Annotated in this window: 15 protein-coding genes; 9 read left to right on the top strand and 6 right to left on the bottom strand. The window is 62.2% G+C overall.

Going from position 1 to position 14,847, the window contains the following annotated elements:
* Nucleotides 1–33: 33 nt before the first annotated feature.
* Nucleotides 34–741, top strand: a complete 708-nt coding sequence (locus AC6I97_RS06260) for a glycosyltransferase family 2 protein (RefSeq protein ID WP_497946951.1) — start codon at nt 34–36, stop codon at nt 739–741.
* On the opposite strand, the gene AC6I97_RS06255 is transcribed toward AC6I97_RS06260, so the two are convergent.
* From AC6I97_RS06255 to AC6I97_RS06245, 3 genes are all read right to left on the bottom strand, one after another.
* Nucleotides 738–1,316, bottom strand: a complete 579-nt coding sequence (locus AC6I97_RS06255) for an adenylate kinase (protein ID WP_224165356.1) — start codon at nt 1,314–1,316, stop codon at nt 738–740. The genes AC6I97_RS06260 and AC6I97_RS06255 overlap by 4 nt on opposite strands.
* 93 nt (nt 1,317–1,409) lie before the next feature.
* The gene (locus AC6I97_RS06250; RefSeq protein ID WP_497944411.1) at nt 1,410–1,916 is read right to left on the bottom strand and encodes an SRPBCC family protein; all 507 of its coding nucleotides are present in this window, start codon (nt 1,914–1,916) and stop codon (nt 1,410–1,412) included.
* 13 nt (nt 1,917–1,929) lie between these two features.
* Nucleotides 1,930–2,277 carry an ArsR/SmtB family transcription factor gene (locus AC6I97_RS06245; RefSeq protein ID WP_224165358.1) on the bottom strand — a complete coding sequence of 116 codons (348 nt, stop codon included), beginning with the start codon at nt 2,275–2,277 and terminating at the stop codon, nt 1,930–1,932.
* 151 nt (nt 2,278–2,428) lie between these two features.
* On the opposite strand from AC6I97_RS06245, the gene AC6I97_RS06240 reads away from it, so the two are divergent.
* Complete coding sequence (locus AC6I97_RS06240; RefSeq protein ID WP_497944410.1) at nt 2,429–5,089, top strand: exo-rhamnogalacturonan lyase family protein; 2,661 nt, start codon at nt 2,429–2,431, stop codon at nt 5,087–5,089.
* 178 nt (nt 5,090–5,267) lie between these two features.
* The gene (locus AC6I97_RS06235; protein WP_497944409.1) at nt 5,268–6,029 is read left to right on the top strand and encodes an SRPBCC family protein; all 762 of its coding nucleotides are present in this window, start codon (nt 5,268–5,270) and stop codon (nt 6,027–6,029) included.
* A gap of 103 nt (nt 6,030–6,132) precedes the next feature.
* Here the strand turns inward: AC6I97_RS06235 and AC6I97_RS06230 are convergent, their stop codons facing one another.
* Nucleotides 6,133–8,151 carry a rhamnogalacturonan lyase gene (locus AC6I97_RS06230; protein ID WP_497944408.1) on the bottom strand — a complete coding sequence of 673 codons (2,019 nt, stop codon included), beginning with the start codon at nt 8,149–8,151 and terminating at the stop codon, nt 6,133–6,135.
* A gap of 354 nt (nt 8,152–8,505) precedes the next feature.
* Between AC6I97_RS06230 and AC6I97_RS06225 the strand changes: the two genes are divergently transcribed.
* The 4 genes from AC6I97_RS06225 to AC6I97_RS06210 all read left to right on the top strand — a co-directional run bounded on the left by AC6I97_RS06225 (nt 8,506) and on the right by AC6I97_RS06210 (nt 11,184).
* Nucleotides 8,506–9,336 (top strand): oxidoreductase, encoded by an 831-nt coding sequence (locus AC6I97_RS06225; protein WP_497944407.1) that lies wholly within the window; start codon nt 8,506–8,508, stop codon nt 9,334–9,336.
* 179 nt (nt 9,337–9,515) lie between these two features.
* Nucleotides 9,516–9,686 carry a hypothetical protein gene (locus AC6I97_RS06220; RefSeq protein ID WP_216926503.1) on the top strand — a complete coding sequence of 57 codons (171 nt, stop codon included), beginning with the start codon at nt 9,516–9,518 and terminating at the stop codon, nt 9,684–9,686.
* Between the two features lie 198 nt (nt 9,687–9,884).
* Nucleotides 9,885–11,000, top strand: coding sequence for a glycosyltransferase family 2 protein (locus AC6I97_RS06215; RefSeq protein WP_309928404.1), 1,116 nt, complete (start codon nt 9,885–9,887; stop codon nt 10,998–11,000).
* Between the two features lie 7 nt (nt 11,001–11,007).
* On the top strand, nt 11,008–11,184 hold the full coding sequence (locus tag AC6I97_RS06210; RefSeq protein WP_224088936.1) for a hypothetical protein: 177 nt from the start codon (nt 11,008–11,010) through the stop codon (nt 11,182–11,184).
* Between the two features lie 101 nt (nt 11,185–11,285).
* On the opposite strand, the gene AC6I97_RS06205 is transcribed toward AC6I97_RS06210, so the two are convergent.
* The gene (locus AC6I97_RS06205; RefSeq protein WP_309928405.1) at nt 11,286–12,656 is read right to left on the bottom strand and encodes a hypothetical protein; all 1,371 of its coding nucleotides are present in this window, start codon (nt 12,654–12,656) and stop codon (nt 11,286–11,288) included.
* Between the two features lie 242 nt (nt 12,657–12,898).
* Between AC6I97_RS06205 and AC6I97_RS06200 the strand changes: the two genes are divergently transcribed.
* Complete coding sequence (locus tag AC6I97_RS06200; RefSeq protein ID WP_309928664.1) at nt 12,899–13,378, top strand: NUDIX hydrolase; 480 nt, start codon at nt 12,899–12,901, stop codon at nt 13,376–13,378.
* A 23-nt stretch (nt 13,379–13,401) separates the two neighbouring features.
* Here AC6I97_RS06200 and AC6I97_RS06195 read toward each other — a convergent pair whose 3' ends face one another.
* Nucleotides 13,402–14,181: an alpha/beta fold hydrolase gene (locus AC6I97_RS06195; RefSeq protein WP_497944406.1), complete on the bottom strand. Its 780-nt coding sequence runs from the start codon at nt 14,179–14,181 to the stop codon at nt 13,402–13,404.
* A gap of 90 nt (nt 14,182–14,271) precedes the next feature.
* Here AC6I97_RS06195 and AC6I97_RS06190 point away from each other — a divergent pair, with 90 nt between their 5' ends.
* Nucleotides 14,272–14,811, top strand: a complete 540-nt coding sequence (locus AC6I97_RS06190) for an MOSC domain-containing protein (protein WP_497944405.1) — start codon at nt 14,272–14,274, stop codon at nt 14,809–14,811.
* The last annotated feature ends 36 nt before the right edge of the window (nt 14,812–14,847 follow it).

Here is a 14,847-nt window from a genome sequence, read left to right as displayed (position 1 = left end):
GACCGGCAAAAAATCCGGAGCGTCGCGGTGGTCATGCCGGCCCACAACGAGGAACGGCACATCGGCTCAGCATTGGCGGCGTTGCAGACCGCGGCGGATGCCCTGCAGCGCGAGCACCCCGGAATCGGGGTTTCAATCGCTGTGGTCCTGGACGCCTGCACGGACCGATCCTCCAGCATCACGGCTGCGTACACTTCGGCTGATCTCCGTTTCCTCTCGGTCGAGGTCGGATTTCGCAGCACGGGCGACAGCCGCGACGCCGGCATCCGTGCCGCCCTGGAACGCCTGCCCTTCGCCGCAGGCGCAGGCGCAGGTACGTGGTTGGCCACCACCGACGCCGACTCCACCGTCCCGGGACACTGGCTGGTGCGACAGGTGGAACTTGCCAACGCCGGTGCCGACGCCATCTTGGGATCCGTGGAGCCGGACTCCCGGGACATGGACGAGGCAGTCCTGGAACGCTGGCGGGAACTGCACCCCTTCCGGGAGGACCATCCCCATATTTACGGGGCAAACCTTGGCGTCCGTGCTTCTGCGTACCTGGCCGCGGGCGGCTTTCCCAGGCTAAGGTCCCACGAGGACCGGGTCCTGGTTGAACGCCTTCGGCGGCTCGGGCTGGCGGTCATCGCCACGGACACCACCAAGGTGACAACCTCCGGGCGGCTGCAGGCCCGGGCACCCGAAGGATTCGCGGCCTATCTCCGGACCCTTGGCTCCGGGCTTTCTTCCGTGGCGCGCTAAACCGCCAGTGCCTTCTCCACCGCAGCAATGGCCTTCGCCGTAATCGATTCCCGATCGCCGGAGCCGTCCACCATCAACAGGATTCCGCGTTGCGTGTACGCAGTCACCACAGGCTGCGTCTCATCCCGGTACAGCTCCAGCCGGCGCTGAATCACGGGTTCAGTATCGTCGCTGCGGCCCTGTTCCTGAGCCCGTTGAAGCATGCGGGCAACGAGTTCGGCATCCTCCACATTCAGCACAAGAACCACTTCGAGCGCCTGATGCCTCGCGGCCAATATCTCATCAAGGGCACCAATTTGGATGACAGTGCGCGGGTAGCCGTCAAGGAGGAACCCGTTCCCCGTGTCACCTTCCTCCAGCCGCTGGCGGAGCATGGCCGTGGTGACGTGGTCGGGAACAAATTCGCCCCGGTCCATGTACTCACCCGCTTCTGCGCCGAGTTCTGTCTTGTCCCGAACATGTGCACGGAAGAGGTCTCCCGTAGAGATCGCGGGGATCGAGAAATGCCGGGCGATCACTTCCGCCTGCGTGCCTTTGCCGGAACCTGGAGGGCCCATGATGATCAATCGCGCCATGACACAAGTCCGTTCCAAGAGGCGGCCGGGACTTAAACGATACGCCGGCGACGGCGCGACGCTCCCGCCGTCGCCGGTTTTTCTTGGCGGCCGCTACTGGAGTGAGGCGTTGGCCGGCTCGGCGAGGAGTGCGTCGACCTGACCGATGGCCTCCCGCAGACCTTCCTCCATGCCCATGTCCGACATCATTTGAAGCTGTTCTTCAGAGTCAAAGCGCGTGGACATGGTCATGCGGGTGCGGTCGCCAATGGGCTCAAGCTTGACGGTGGCGTGCGCGGCTCCATGCTCGCCCATGGGGGTGCCCTGATCGTCGGCAAATCCGTAGTCGAATTCGAGGTGGTCCGGGGCGTTGATGCTGGTGAACTGCCACCAGCCGTGGGCCTTTGTTCCGTCGGGCACCGTCATGTAATAGGCGGCCTTGCCTCCGGGCGTGAAATCGTGGGTTTCGAACGTGGCCGGGACGGTAGGCGGCCCCCACCATCGTTCAAGTTGGCGTGGGTCCTCCCAGATTTTCCAAACGCGCTGGACGCCGGCATCGAACTCGGCAACGACTGTGAGGCTGAGGGCCTCCGTATTCTTGTCCACGCTGACCACGGTCATGGCAGATCCCTTCCTAGTCTTCAGCGAGAATTTCGGCGATCCGGTCGGCACGTTGCCGCCAGATCATTTCGTATTGGTCCAGCAGACGCCGGGCTTTTTGCAGTCCATCACGGTTCCCCCGCACGATCTGCTCCCTCCCACGCTTCTCCTTGGTCACCAGGGAGGCCCGTTCCAGGACCGCGACGTGCTTCTGCACGGCCGCGAAACTCATGGTGTAGAGCCCAGCCAATCCGGACACCGAGTACTCCCCGGATGTCACCCTGGCCACAATGTCCCGCCGAGTGCCATCTGCCAACGCGTGGAACAACCGGTCAAGGTCCACATCACTGGAGGGTACGGAATTGAGCTGATCTACAACCATTTGGTTGTACGATATCGCCGTTATGCAGGCGTGTCAACGGTTCGCTAGGAATCATCCAACGGTCACCCCTTGCGGCTCACGACACCCGGAGGTAAGTTTTTTGAAACGTAACAAAGAAAGCGCTTTCCAAAACTTTTAGGTGGACTCGAACATGACCCAGCACGCTCCCATCACGTGGCTCGATGGCGCACCGCCCGCCGCCCTGAGCGGTGGCACAACATGGGGGATGCCCTTTGCACGCGGCACCGTCGCGCAGGCGTCAGAGCTATCCGTTATGGATGCCCGCGGACGCCATGTCAACGCCCAAACCTGGCCGCTCGCGACTTGGCCCGACGGCTCCCTCAAGTGGGCGGGCATCGCCCTGGGCGCGACGGGCAACCCGGCGAGCGCATACTCCGTCACCTCCAGCGAAAAGCAAGCGCACGACGGCGGCCCGGCAGCCGGCGTCGAACGCTCGCCTGAAGTGACGGTCACCGAAAGGGAAGAGTCCGTGACCGTCTCCACCGGGACCCTGGAAATGGTCCTGCCGCGGTCTGGAGCGAGCCTTTTCAGTACGCTGACCCGCGACCGTTCAGTGGTGGCGAAGGACGGACGGCTCGTGAGCCTGCTACAGAACGACGTTGCGGAGGGAGCTGGCAGCACAACGCGCGAAGGCTTCACTGGCGAAGTCACGTCCCTGACGGTCGAGCAGCGCGGCCCCGTTCGCGCCGTCGTGCGTCTGGAAGGCCGCCATCGGGCGGACCTGGGCGAAAGGGAGTGGCTTCCATTCACCGTCCGCTTCTACTTCTATGCCGGCGCGCGGAGCATCCGGTTGATGCATTCGTTCATCTGGGACGGCGATGCCGGGCAGGATTTCCTGGCCGGGCTTGGTGTTCGGTTCACTGTCCCGCTGGAGAGTGAATTGCACGATCGCCACGTCCGGATCGCCGGAGCGGACGGCGGATTCCTTGTGGAGGCGGTCCGCGGACTCACCGGCCTGAGAAGGGATCCGGGTGAGAAATTCCGCCAAGCCCAGGTCGCCGGGGAACCCACTCCGCCGGTGAACGAATGGAGTCCCCTGGTTTCCGAACGGCTCCATCTCATACCCACATGGAACGACTACTCCCTCACGCAGCTGAGCGCGGACGGCTTCGAGCTACGCAAACGCACGGCCCCGGGCCACGGGTGGGTGGGCATCTCCGGCGGGACGCGATCGGCAGGATTCTGCTCCCTGAGCGACCCTCGAGGTGGCCTCGGCGTTGGCATGAGGGACTTCTGGCAGTCGCACCCGGGCCAGCTGGACATCCGCGGAGCGGCCACCCGGGAGGCAACGCTGACCGCTTGGCTCTACTCCCCCGAAGCCCAGCCGATGGACCTGCGTTTCTATCACGACGGTCTCGGCCAGGACACCTTCGAGGAACAACTCGAGGGGCTCGAGATTACGTACGAGGATTACGAGCCTGGATTCGGGAATCCCACGGGAATTGCACGGACCCACGAGCTCACGTTGTTCGCGTACGACGCCACGCCCAGCGCCGAATCCCTCGCCATGGACGCCCGGGCAGCGTCCACTCCCCCGCTATTGCAGCCATCGCCTGAGTACTTGCACTCCGCGGGCGTCTTCGGCGACTGGACGCCGGTGGACCGCAGCACTCCGGCGCGGGCGGCGCTCGAAGACAAGCTCGATTTCCTGTTCGACTTCTACCAAGGCCAAAGAGAGCAGCGCCGCTGGTACGGATTCTGGAACTACGGCGACGTCATGCACACCTACGACTCCGACCGGCACGTCTGGCGCTACGACGTCGGCGGCTACGCGTGGGACAACTCGGAACTCTCACCCGATCTCTGGCTCTGGTACATGTACCTGCGCTCAGGCCGGGCCGACGTCTTCCGCTTTGCCGAGGCAATGACGCGCCACACCGGCGAAGTGGATGTGTACCACCTTGGCCCCTGGCGCGGGCTGGGCTCGCGGCACAACGTGCAGCACTGGGGTTGCAGCGCCAAGCAGCTTCGAATCAGCACCCCGGCCTACCGACGCTTCTACTATTACCTGACCGCCGATGAGCGCACCGGCGATCTCCTCACCGAACTGGTGGACAGCGACCAGAACTTCCTGGGGTTGGACCCGGTCCGCAAAGTGCGTCCCGACGCCGAGACCTACCGCCCGGACCGCGGCGCCTTGGGCGTCGGGCTGGGTACAGACTGGGGCTCGCTCGCCGCCACGTGGCTCACCGACTGGGAACGCACCGGCAACCCCCGTTCACGCGACCGCCTCCTGGGAACCATGGCCGATATCGGCGCCCTCAAGTACGGATTCCTCACCGGCGAGGCGCTCTACGACCTGGACAAAGGAAGGTTCGACGCCGGACGCGAGGTCATCAGCGTCTCGCACCTGAGCGCCGTTTTTGGTTTGGTGGAAATCTGCAGCGAACTGATCAGCCTGGTGCCGGATGCCTCCTTCGAGAAAGCATGGATGCAGTATTGCCGGCTATTCCTGGCTTCGCCGGAGGAGCAGACCGCCGAAGTAGGACAGCCTCTTGCAGGCATCTACCTGACTCAGGCGCACAGCCGGCTCACGGCCTACGCGGCAGCCCGACTGGGGTCCCCGGACCTGGCGGGGTTGGCGTGGGACAGCTTTGCCCAGGGCGGGGAGAACTTGAACCATGCCGAGGCGTTCACGCTGAAAAAGATCCTGCCGCCGCATGTCCTCCAGCCCGTGGACGAGGCTCCGACGGTGTCCACCAATGACACCGCCCAGTTCGGCTTGGCCGTCATCCAAAACCTGGCCCTTGTTGGAGGCGCGCTGCCGGGTGAGGAGGACCCGGCGTCGTAAGTCCTGTTGGTTCCCGACCCTCTTTGCCGCCGCGGCGGGCGGAAAGTGAGCCAAACGGGTTGATTTTGCGCGCTCAAAAAACCAAAAGGGTCAGGAAGTCCCACGGTAAGTAAGCTTATTAATGGATGGCGCATGACGTCGTCTCGGGCAAAACCGAACCGAGTCAGAGGAGGACATTGTGACCACGAAGGTAGACAAGACAATCCTGGTCAACGTTCCGGTGAGTACGGCCTACAGTCAATGGACGCATTTCGAGGAGTTTCCCCGTTTCATGGGCGGAGTGGAACGCGTGACGCGCCTGGGCGAGGACCGTCTGGAATGGGTAGCCGAGATCGCTGGCGTCCATCGCCGCTGGGAAGCAAAGATCGTCCAGCAGGACATGGACCGGGCCGTGGCCTGGGCCGCGGTGGAAGGTGCCAAGAATGCCGGCTGGGTGGACTTCAAGGAAGCCGGACCGAGCCAAACGTCCTTGCATCTGTCGCTGGAATACGAACCGCACGGCGTCCTTGAATTCCTGGGCGACAAATTACATGTGGTTGAAAGGCAGGCGGAGTCGGACTTGAAGAAGTTCAAGGAATACGTCGAGCACAAGGCACCCGAACGGGCTGCTGACACGAGCACCATGGCTACACCTGCCGACACAACAACCGGCACAAGCGCGACAACCAGCACGAGCGCAGCAGCCGGTGCCGCAACAGCGGCCAGCACCAGCGCAGCAGCAGGGGCTTCAACAGGGGCCGACAAGGATGCACCCACCGACGTCCCGATCGTAGATCCCATCACGCACGCCTTCGATCAGACCAACGGCCTGGCAGATCTGGACGGCGATTCCGACGAGACAGCGGACAGCGATACGCGCAGTGCCGCGGAACGGAAGGACGACGAGGGCTTCGGCCCGGGTTACATCCCACCTATGGGCGGGCTGCCCGGCCAGCGGTAGCGGGCACCCCCACAGAAGAAACAACCAGTGCCGCCCGGATCACCAAGATCCGGGCGGCACTCCTGTTAATAACCTCTGGTTGCAAGGGCGTTGTTAAGGGCCGCTAGTTCTGACCGGCATAGGCGACGGCGGGCATCGCCGGCACCTGTATGCCCTCGCCGATGTAGAAGCTCGGGTGCGGCGGCTGGTTGTAGGCCACGTTCTCCCGGGCGACGGACGTACGGTATACGGTGTCGTGCATCAGCGTCCGCAGGCGAACATCGGTGGGAGCCGTGGTGGTGTAGATGCGCAGCTCGGTGCTGTCCGTGGATGGCCAGGCGATCTCTTCACGCCAGTCTCCCAGGATGTCTGCCTGGATGGACGGGTTTCCCTTGGTGGTGTTGTTACTGCGGGCGCCGTCGGCCGTCAGGAGACGGTCGCTCTGTTCGGTTTCCCAATTCCACTTGGAGATGGTCGGAACGCCACGGGACACCGTGGCATCGTAATCGTGGTCCACAATCTCACGGAGGAGATCGCCATCCCACCAGGCCAGGAAGTTCGCTGCGGGAATCTTCTCCGCGATCAGCTCTCCCTTGGCAGACATCAGCTGGCCTACGGGTGAATCCCACGCAGCGGAACCGCCTACCGCCCAACCTTCAGCCCCGGCATATCGGGGATCGATGTCCCCTGCTGCTCCGCGGCCGGTGTCCTTGATGGCCGGGATGCTCCAGAGAACCTCACCCGTGGCAGCGTCACGGAAGGTGGCTCCCCTGTTGCCGCTCTGGCTCATGCTTTCGTGGACAGCGAAGGTTTCAAGGCCGGGCCTGGACGGATCAAGGTCGCTGGTGTGGATCGCGTCGCCATGGCCCAACTTGGTGTTGTAAAGCGGCTGGCCGTTGTCATCGATGGTCATGGAGCCAAAGACGAACTCGTCCTTGCCGTCCTGGTCCACGTCCACTACGGAGAGGTTGTGGTTGCCTTGCCCCTTGTATTGGTCACCGGCCAGGTTGGAATCGAACGTCCACCGCTTCACGAGCTTGCCGTTCACGAGGTCGTACGTCACCAGGACGGTGCGGGTGTAGTAGCCACGGCTGAACATCATGGACGGGTGTTCGCCGTCGAGGTACGCCACGCCCGCAAGGAACCGGTCCACGCGGTTGCCGTAGGTGTCGCCCCAGCTGGAAACGGTGCCGCGCTCGGGTGCGTAAGCCACCGTATCCATGATGGTTCCGGTCTCGCCCTTGAAGACCGTCAGGAATTCCGGGCCGGACAGGACATAACCGGAACTGTTACGGAAGTCGGCGTCGGCGTTTCCGATCACCGTGCCCGCCGCGTCACGGGTGCCGTCCGCTGTCTTGAAGGAAACTTCGGCCTTGCCGTCGCCGTCGAAGTCGTAGGCCAGAACCTGGGTGTAGTGTGCGCCGGCGCGGATGTTGCGTCCCAGATCGATGCGCCACAGCTTGGTGCCGTCCAGCTTGTAGGCATCGACGTAAACGTTGCCCGTGTAGCCGGACTGCGAGTTGTCCTTGGCGTTGGACGGCGCCCACGTCTGAATGACCTCATACTTGCCGTCGCCGTCGAGGTCGGCCACGGTGGCATCGTTGGCCGAGTACGTGTAGGCCTTGCCGTCCGGGGTCACGCCGTCGGCGGGCTTATCGAGCTTGATGGCCAGGTAGTTCTGCGCCAGCGGCGTGACGGCTTCGGTCAATTTGTCCTGGCCTTGGCCATTTCCAACGGTCTTGATGACGTAGCTGGACTCCGCGGTTCCGTCAGGGTCCACGAACATTGTGGCGTTGCGGATGGGCTCCTCGGTGATGTTGACGCCGTCACGCAACACCTGGAAACCGACGGTGTCCTCATCCAGGCCGAGCATTCGCCAGCTCACGGTAACGCCTTGATCGGTTAAGACGGCGACGGGTGCGCGGTCCAGGTATTCCACCTGGCGCTTGAGCGTCGGGCCAGTCTTTTCGGCAGGCACGACGCCGGGAAGACCGGCTTGCGTTGACGGGCCGACCGGGGCCGGAGCTGCTTGGGCGACCGGGAGTCCTGTCAGGGCTATGGCTGCGGCGGCCAGGGAAGCTGATGCTGCCAACGGCAGGCCCCTGAACGCACGGCCGTTGGTACTGCGGGAGGAACACTTCATGGGGTAAGCCAAAGAACATCTCCTTTGATGCTGGGCGGCAGTGGGCCTGCCGAACGCGATTTGGAACGTTTCAATACATGGCAAAGCGCATCCCTCGCAATGGTTCAAGGGGGTGAGAAAACGCTTTCCGCCTCAATGTTTACCAGTGGCAAAACACGGCAGTCAAGAGTTTGACAGAAGTGAACAGGCCGGGACTCGCTTCCTCCTGACCTTCTTTGCTGCCGAAGGGCCCGCAAATCCAACTGATTGGAGTTGTTTTGACGCCGTCGAAGATTCAAAGAAAGTCAGGAGCCCACGCCCGTTCCTCTGAGGGGTAGCGTTCCAAGGGAGTGGTCCACCCTTGAAAGGAACATCATGACTACCTGGCTCATCACTGGCTGCTCCACCGGACTCGGCCGCGCACTGGCCCAAGCCGTGCTCGCGCGGGGCGATAACGCCGTCGTCACCGCCCGCGACGTCTCCAAGCTGCAGGACCTGGCCACAGAATTTCCGACGTCGGCCCTCGCCGTCGCACTCGATGTCACCGAGCAGTCGCAGATTGAAGCCGCCATGAAGGAGGCCGAAGAACGCTTTGGCGCGGTGGACGTCCTGGTCAACAACGCCGGTTATGGTTACCGCGCAGCCATTGAAGAGGGCGACGACGGCGACGTCCGGGCGCTGTTCGATACCAACGTTTTTGGTCCGGTGGCCATGATCAAGGCCGTCCTGCCTGGGATGCGCTCCCGCCTCTCCGGTGCGATCGTGAATATCTCCTCCATTGGCGCCCGGATCTGCCCTCCCGGTTCCGGCTATTACTCAGCAACGAAGGCCGCGCTGGAAGGCCTGTCCGGCTCGTTGCAGAAGGAACTGAAGCCTCTGGGAATCTCCGTGACAGTGGTGGAGCCCGGTGCATTCCGGACCGATTTTGCGGGGCGTTCGCTGACTCAATCTGCCCAGGCGATCCAGGACTACGCAGAGACGGCCGGGAAGCGTCGCAAGGAAAATGACACCGTCCACGGCACCCAGCCCGGCCACCCGGACAAAGCAGCAGAGGTGATTATCGCCGCGGTCCAAGCAGCTGAGACACCAGGCTTCCTGCTGCTGGGCGCCGACGCCGTCTACGCCTACGGTGCGGTGGAAGAGGCCCAGCGTGCCGAGGTGGACCGTTGGCGCGAGCAGAGCCTCAGCACGGGTTACACGGAGTAACTTCAAACGTGTAATCGGTCACACTTGGCCGGATCAGCTTGTCAATCGCGGTAGGCAACATGAACCATGAATGAGGGAATTCGTTCCCATACAAGCTGAATCAGCAATCCTCACCGACGAGGATGCGGCCCCTGCGAAGAAGCTTGGGGCTGTTAACGGCCTGAGTGAAAGTACTGACAATGACGACACATACTGACTCCATCACGCTGAAAATCTGGGACAAGTCGGCAATCGACCACACCATCGACGCCGCCATCCGGGATCTTTCCCCCCGCGCCGCTGCAGAAAACTGCGGCATTGCAGTAACGCTCAGCGGACCGAAAACCTTCACCGTTAGCCTGAGCCGCTAAGCAGCTCAAACGCACCACAAGAGGACGACGCCGGGACCTCCCGGCGTCGTCCTCTTGCGTTTTCTGCATATTGACGCCGTCCGGGAACTCCTGATCAAACCTTGAGACTTCCTTGATGCTTTGCGGGCAGCTTTCTTGCGTTCGCGTTGGAACCCTAAGTGAAACACCACTTCAAGGTTCGAACGGAGGGATCCCAGCATGTATCGGGGCGTCAATTCAGAGACAACTCCTGCACCACGAGGATCCCATCGTGCCCCTGGCGGTGTGGTTACGGTCCTGGTCCCGGCACACAACGAATCCGCTGGCATTACCCAAACCCTTATCTCGCTGAACAACCAGACCCGCCGCCCTGATCGCGTGATCGTGGTGGCCGATAACTGCACTGACGATACTGAAGAACTGGCTTTGGCCCAGGGCGTCGAAGTCTTCCACACGATCGGCAACAAGGATAAGAAGGCCGGTGCCCTGAACTTCGCACTGGGCCAATTTCTTCCCGGAGCTGATCCCGACGACCTGGTTCTGGTGCAGGACGCCGATTCGCAGCTCGCCCCGGACTTCATCGAGAATGCCACCAACAACCTCCTCAACGACGAACTGCTGGGCGCCGTGGGCGGAGTGTTCAGCGGTGGACCCGGAGGCGGATTCGTAGGACACCTGCAACGAAATGAGTACGCCCGCTACGCCAGGGATATAAAGCGCCTCCACGGCAGATGCCTGGTAGTCACAGGGACTGCGGCGTTATTCCGCATTCGAACCCTTCGGGACGTCGTCTCAGCACGATTGAACGGTACGCTTCCTCCCGGAAACGGCGAGGGCGGCGTCTACGATACCTCGGTGCTGACCGAAGACAACGAATTGTCCTTCGCGCTCCTCACCCTCGGATACCGCATAGCTTCACCATCAAACTGCACGCTGGTTACCGAAGTCATGCCCACGTGGCGGGAACTATGGTCGCAGCGGCTTCGCTGGAAGCGCGGAGCCGTGGAGAACTGTGTGCAGTACGGGTGGACCAAAGTCACCAGGGCCTACTGGGGACGGCAGTTCCTCTCCATGCTCGGCCTCCTGGTGACCTTGGCCTATCTCGGATCCATCGTCTTTGCCCTGACCACCGGAATGGGGCTGAATCTCCACCCATTCTGGCTCGCTGTCACCTGCATCTTCGTCCTGGAACGCATAGTAACCCTGCGTTTCCGGGGTTGGAGGTACATGTTGCTTGCCGCAACCATGTACGAAACCGTCATCGACGTTTTCCTCCAGGCAGTCCACGCCAAGGCCTACCTGGACGCCGCACTCAACAGAAAGAAAGTTTGGTAAACGACTCATGTACAACAACCCGGCAGGATCCGTAGGCGCAGCAATTGCGGGAGGGGCCGGCTCCGGCACTCTTGCTATGACCGGCGCCGGGGACCTCTTCTGGTTCGCATTGGCCGCCTTCGCCATGCTGGCTCTTGGCCTGGCCATCAAGAGGATGGTCCCGGTCCGCGCGCAGAAAAACTAGCGCGCACAGAGAAACCATCAAGCCCAGCAAACCCGCAGTTGTGTCGGATCACGCCCCCAGCGCGACACAACTGCGGGTTTGTTGCCCTAACCCGACGTTCCTTAACTTACGAGTGCCGTGTTGGCGGAGTACTTGGATACCGAGGTATACCCGGCCTTCGTTCCTGTAACCCGCACCCGCATGGTGTCTCCCTGATCGGCGCCCACTAGAACGTAGGTCCTGGCAGTTGCCCCAGTGATCGCAACACCGGAGCGGTACCACTGATAAGTCAAGGTGGTTCCCGAGGTCCACGTCCCCGGGTTGGCAGTCAGTGTGGAACCAACAGTGAGCGTCCCTGTGACCGTGGGAGCAGGGGCAAGCAGCGTACCGGCCACCACGGCAGCCGTGGGTGCCGATTCCTTGGTGGCGGTGGCGTAGCCGGCTTTGGTGCCTGTAACCCGGACGGTCAGCGTGGCACCTTGATCCGCTGCTGCAAGGACACGCGTGGGGGCCGTTGCACCGGCGATGGCCGTGCCGTTCTTGAACCACTGATAAGTCAACGCGGTTCCAGTGGTCCACGCGCCTGGGTTGGCAGTCAATGTTGATCCCACTGCCGCCGTTCCGGAGATAGTGGGTGTTGGGGCCGTCAACGGGATGCCCGGTACAAATGAGAAATCACGGATCGTCACGGATTCAGGTGACACATGGGCAGCATCGCCGCCGCCACCTCCGGTAACCCAGAGATTGAAATGGATCTGTTCCTTTGCCGGAAGTGGAACTGTGGAGCCCTGCAAGACCGTCCGCTTCAGCAGCGTTCCTCCGTAGCCTTCGCCGGCAAACGTCTCAAAGGTGAGCTTGCCGGGCTCCCAAACCATCCTGTGGGTAAGGATCGGGGCGTTCGTGACATCGAACGTGACAGTGTTGTTGCCCTGTCCTGGAGGCAGTGTGGCGTCAAACCAATAGCCATGGCCTTGTGTGACAGGCCAGTTCTGGCCATAGGCAGCTCCGCCTCCCCAAGCGGACGCCTCGCAGAGGTCGATCTCCGTGTAGCCAGGTTCCGCCGCGGGGTCGTAGGTGAACAGGCAACCCCAGACCACTTCCTTCTGGAGCGCGCTCACGTCCTTTTCCACAGTGGTGCTGTACGTTCCGTAGCCGAATCCCTCACGCGTGGACTGGAACTCTGCACCCTTGGGAGCCGAACCGGTTGGGTTGGTGATGGACAGTTTGACGTACCCATTGGCGTCCGGGTTGCTTACGTTGTTGGCGTCCCAGCTCGCGTTGTACATCGGAGCCCCGCCCCAGAAGCGCTTCTGCCAGTTGAAACCCTTCCAGGCAAAGCTGCCCACAGGGCCGGGATCCTCAGCCATGGGGGTTGTATCGGCCGCCCGGGATGGGCCCGCTCCAGCGAGCATTGATAAGCCCACCGCCAGCACAACGGCCAAACCTGCTGCTTTTATTCGCCCATGCGGAATGAGCCCTACTGACCATGCCATAGCCGTGTCCTCCATTGATGCGCCCAGACTCGTCGTCGGCAAAAACCGGCGACCGCAAAGACGTTCCACCCCCACGAGGAACGTGCAGTTCCTCGATTATCAAGTAGACGTGAGCCCGTAGGAAGGGAATTGACGAACCAAAACGGGCGATATGCCATCAATTGGATAACGGCAGCGTGGCCGGGAGTAATCTTGGCTTTGTCTATTCATTTCGCGTTCACATCATGACGCCGGGAGGTCGCATCACGATTCGCAGCGCTGGGATCCTGCTGTACCGGCAAGGTTCCACTGGAGAGTTGGAACTCTGGATTGCCCACATGGGTGGGCCTTTTTGGGCGCACAAAGACGAGCATGCGTGGTCAATTCCCAAGGGTGAATACCTTGAGGATGAAGACCCGCTGATTGCTGCCCGACGCGAATTCACCGAGGAAATTGGTACTCCACCGCCACCCGGCGACTACATGTTGTTAGGGGTTTTCAAACAGCCCTCCGGCAAACTCATCACAACTTTCACTGCAGAGGCAGACTCCTTCCAGCCCGATGAAATCGTCAGCAATACCTTTCCCATGGAATGGCCCAAGGGGTCCGGCTCCATCAAGGAATTTCCTGAGATAGACGATGCCCGATGGTTTGGGGAAGCCACGGCCCGGACAAAGCTCGTCAAAGGGCAGCTGCCGATTGTGGACGCTTTGGTCCGGCACCTTGGCGGGAAAGCCCTTTAGAAGCTCTCGTCAAAGTGCCGGAATTAGGCGCCCTTTTTGGTAACAAATTGCCGAATCCAGTCAATGGTCTCCGGGTGGTCCAAGTGCAGGCCATGTTGTGCTCCGGGAACCCTGACAAGCACCGAACGGCAAATGTGCTCGCGGAGCAGGACGGCGTTCGGTAACGGCGTAAGGGCATCCTCGGTGCCATGAATTATCAGAGTCGGGGCCTTGATATCGCCTAGCCGGCTCCAGGCACCGTGCTCACGACTGGCCTTGAAATGCCGCGCCTTGGCCCAGGCCGAAGCGTGGGAAGCGAAGAACGTCTGCGTGGCCTCCGGGTTGTTGCGCACCCAGTCTTCATCAAAGAAGAGCGGTACCAAGCGGTCCATATCCCCGCTGACGAGGGCTTGCAAGGCAGCCTTGGCCGGGGCCATACCCTCCCCCGGCCACTTGCCTCCACTGGTGGCTGCCAGGACCAGCGTCCGTACTTTCTCCGGATAGTCGATGGCCAACCACTGCGCTACGCGTCCGCCCATGGAGTGGCCGTACACGTGTGCTACATCAACGCCCGCAGCTTTGAGGACCTCGGCTGCATCCCCGGCCATCAGCCTCGTGGTGTACCGCACGGCGTCACCCTTGGTGCTGCGGCCAATGCCCCGGTGATCGAAACGGATGACGCGGTAGGAGCGGGAGAGAAGCTTCGCCGTCGGGCCCCAACCGTCCATGGCGGTCGCTTGGCCGGCAATCAACAGCATTGGTTCGCCGTCGCCTTCGGACGTCCAGGCGAGTTCAGCGCCATCGGGGGCCACGGCAAAGTTCACCGTGCCACTGTATCTTCCGGACGACGCCGGCGCTGTGGCGTACGACATAAGGAGCTGCCGTTCGAAGCGTCGAAGCATTAGCGTTGAATAATGACCGCTGAGTACAGGTACGACGTCGAGGTTCTGCATCTTTTGGTGTCGCCGGCGCACGCCTATTTTGGCCGTGCCCGCGAAGGTGCTGCGGACGTTCCGACGACGGATGCTAGGCAGGCCGAGCTTGTGGCCGGCAAGGGCATCGTCGGGGACAGGTTCTTCGGCAAGGCCGCCCACATGGACGCCGCCGTGACGGTATTCGCGGTGGAAGCACTCGAGTCCATCGCCGCTGAACTGGATGCCGGACCTTTCGATCCGTTGGCAACCCGGCGAAACGTAGTGCTTCGCGGGGCCGAGCTGGCTCCGTTGCTGGGGCATGAGTTCACTCTGGAGTCCGGCGGCGACTCCGTGCGGCTAAAGGCAGGCAGGCCGGCACATCCTTGCGCCTGGATGGACCAGATGCTGGCACCGGGGGCACACAAGGCGATGCGCGGCAGGGGTGGGGTTCGCTGCCAGGTGATTTCCGGGGGTCTCCTGCACCGCGGACCTGCTGTCTTGGTAAGCCCCGTGTCATTGGACCCATCCCGGGCGGGCTAGGCCACGGTGCTACGGCCATCCCGGCTTCCCTGATTA

This window comes from Arthrobacter sp. TmtSoilC48, from assembly GCF_059739425.1.
The sequence above is the reverse complement of the archived record's forward strand: the minus strand, read 5'-3'. Positions and strand labels throughout refer to the sequence as shown.

Coding starts and splice junctions, on each gene's coding strand:
- AC6I97_RS06260 (WP_497946951.1), top strand. CDS start 34: ATGCCGGCCCACAACGAGGAACGGCACATCGGCTCAGCATTGGCGGCG.
- AC6I97_RS06255 (WP_224165356.1), bottom strand. CDS start 1,316: ATGGCGCGATTGATCATCATGGGCCCTCCAGGTTCCGGCAAAGGCACG.
- AC6I97_RS06250 (WP_497944411.1), bottom strand. CDS start 1,916: ATGACCGTGGTCAGCGTGGACAAGAATACGGAGGCCCTCAGCCTCACA.
- AC6I97_RS06245 (WP_224165358.1), bottom strand. CDS start 2,277: ATGGTTGTAGATCAGCTCAATTCCGTACCCTCCAGTGATGTGGACCTT.
- AC6I97_RS06240 (WP_497944410.1), top strand. CDS start 2,429: ATGACCCAGCACGCTCCCATCACGTGGCTCGATGGCGCACCGCCCGCC.
- AC6I97_RS06230 (WP_497944408.1), bottom strand. CDS start 8,151: ATGAAGTGTTCCTCCCGCAGTACCAACGGCCGTGCGTTCAGGGGCCTG.
- AC6I97_RS06225 (WP_497944407.1), top strand. CDS start 8,506: ATGACTACCTGGCTCATCACTGGCTGCTCCACCGGACTCGGCCGCGCA.
- AC6I97_RS06220 (WP_216926503.1), top strand. CDS start 9,516: ATGACGACACATACTGACTCCATCACGCTGAAAATCTGGGACAAGTCG.
- AC6I97_RS06215 (WP_309928404.1), top strand. CDS start 9,885: ATGTATCGGGGCGTCAATTCAGAGACAACTCCTGCACCACGAGGATCC.
- AC6I97_RS06210 (WP_224088936.1), top strand. CDS start 11,008: ATGTACAACAACCCGGCAGGATCCGTAGGCGCAGCAATTGCGGGAGGG.
- AC6I97_RS06205 (WP_309928405.1), bottom strand. CDS start 12,656: ATGGCATGGTCAGTAGGGCTCATTCCGCATGGGCGAATAAAAGCAGCA.
- AC6I97_RS06190 (WP_497944405.1), top strand. CDS start 14,272: ATGACCGCTGAGTACAGGTACGACGTCGAGGTTCTGCATCTTTTGGTG.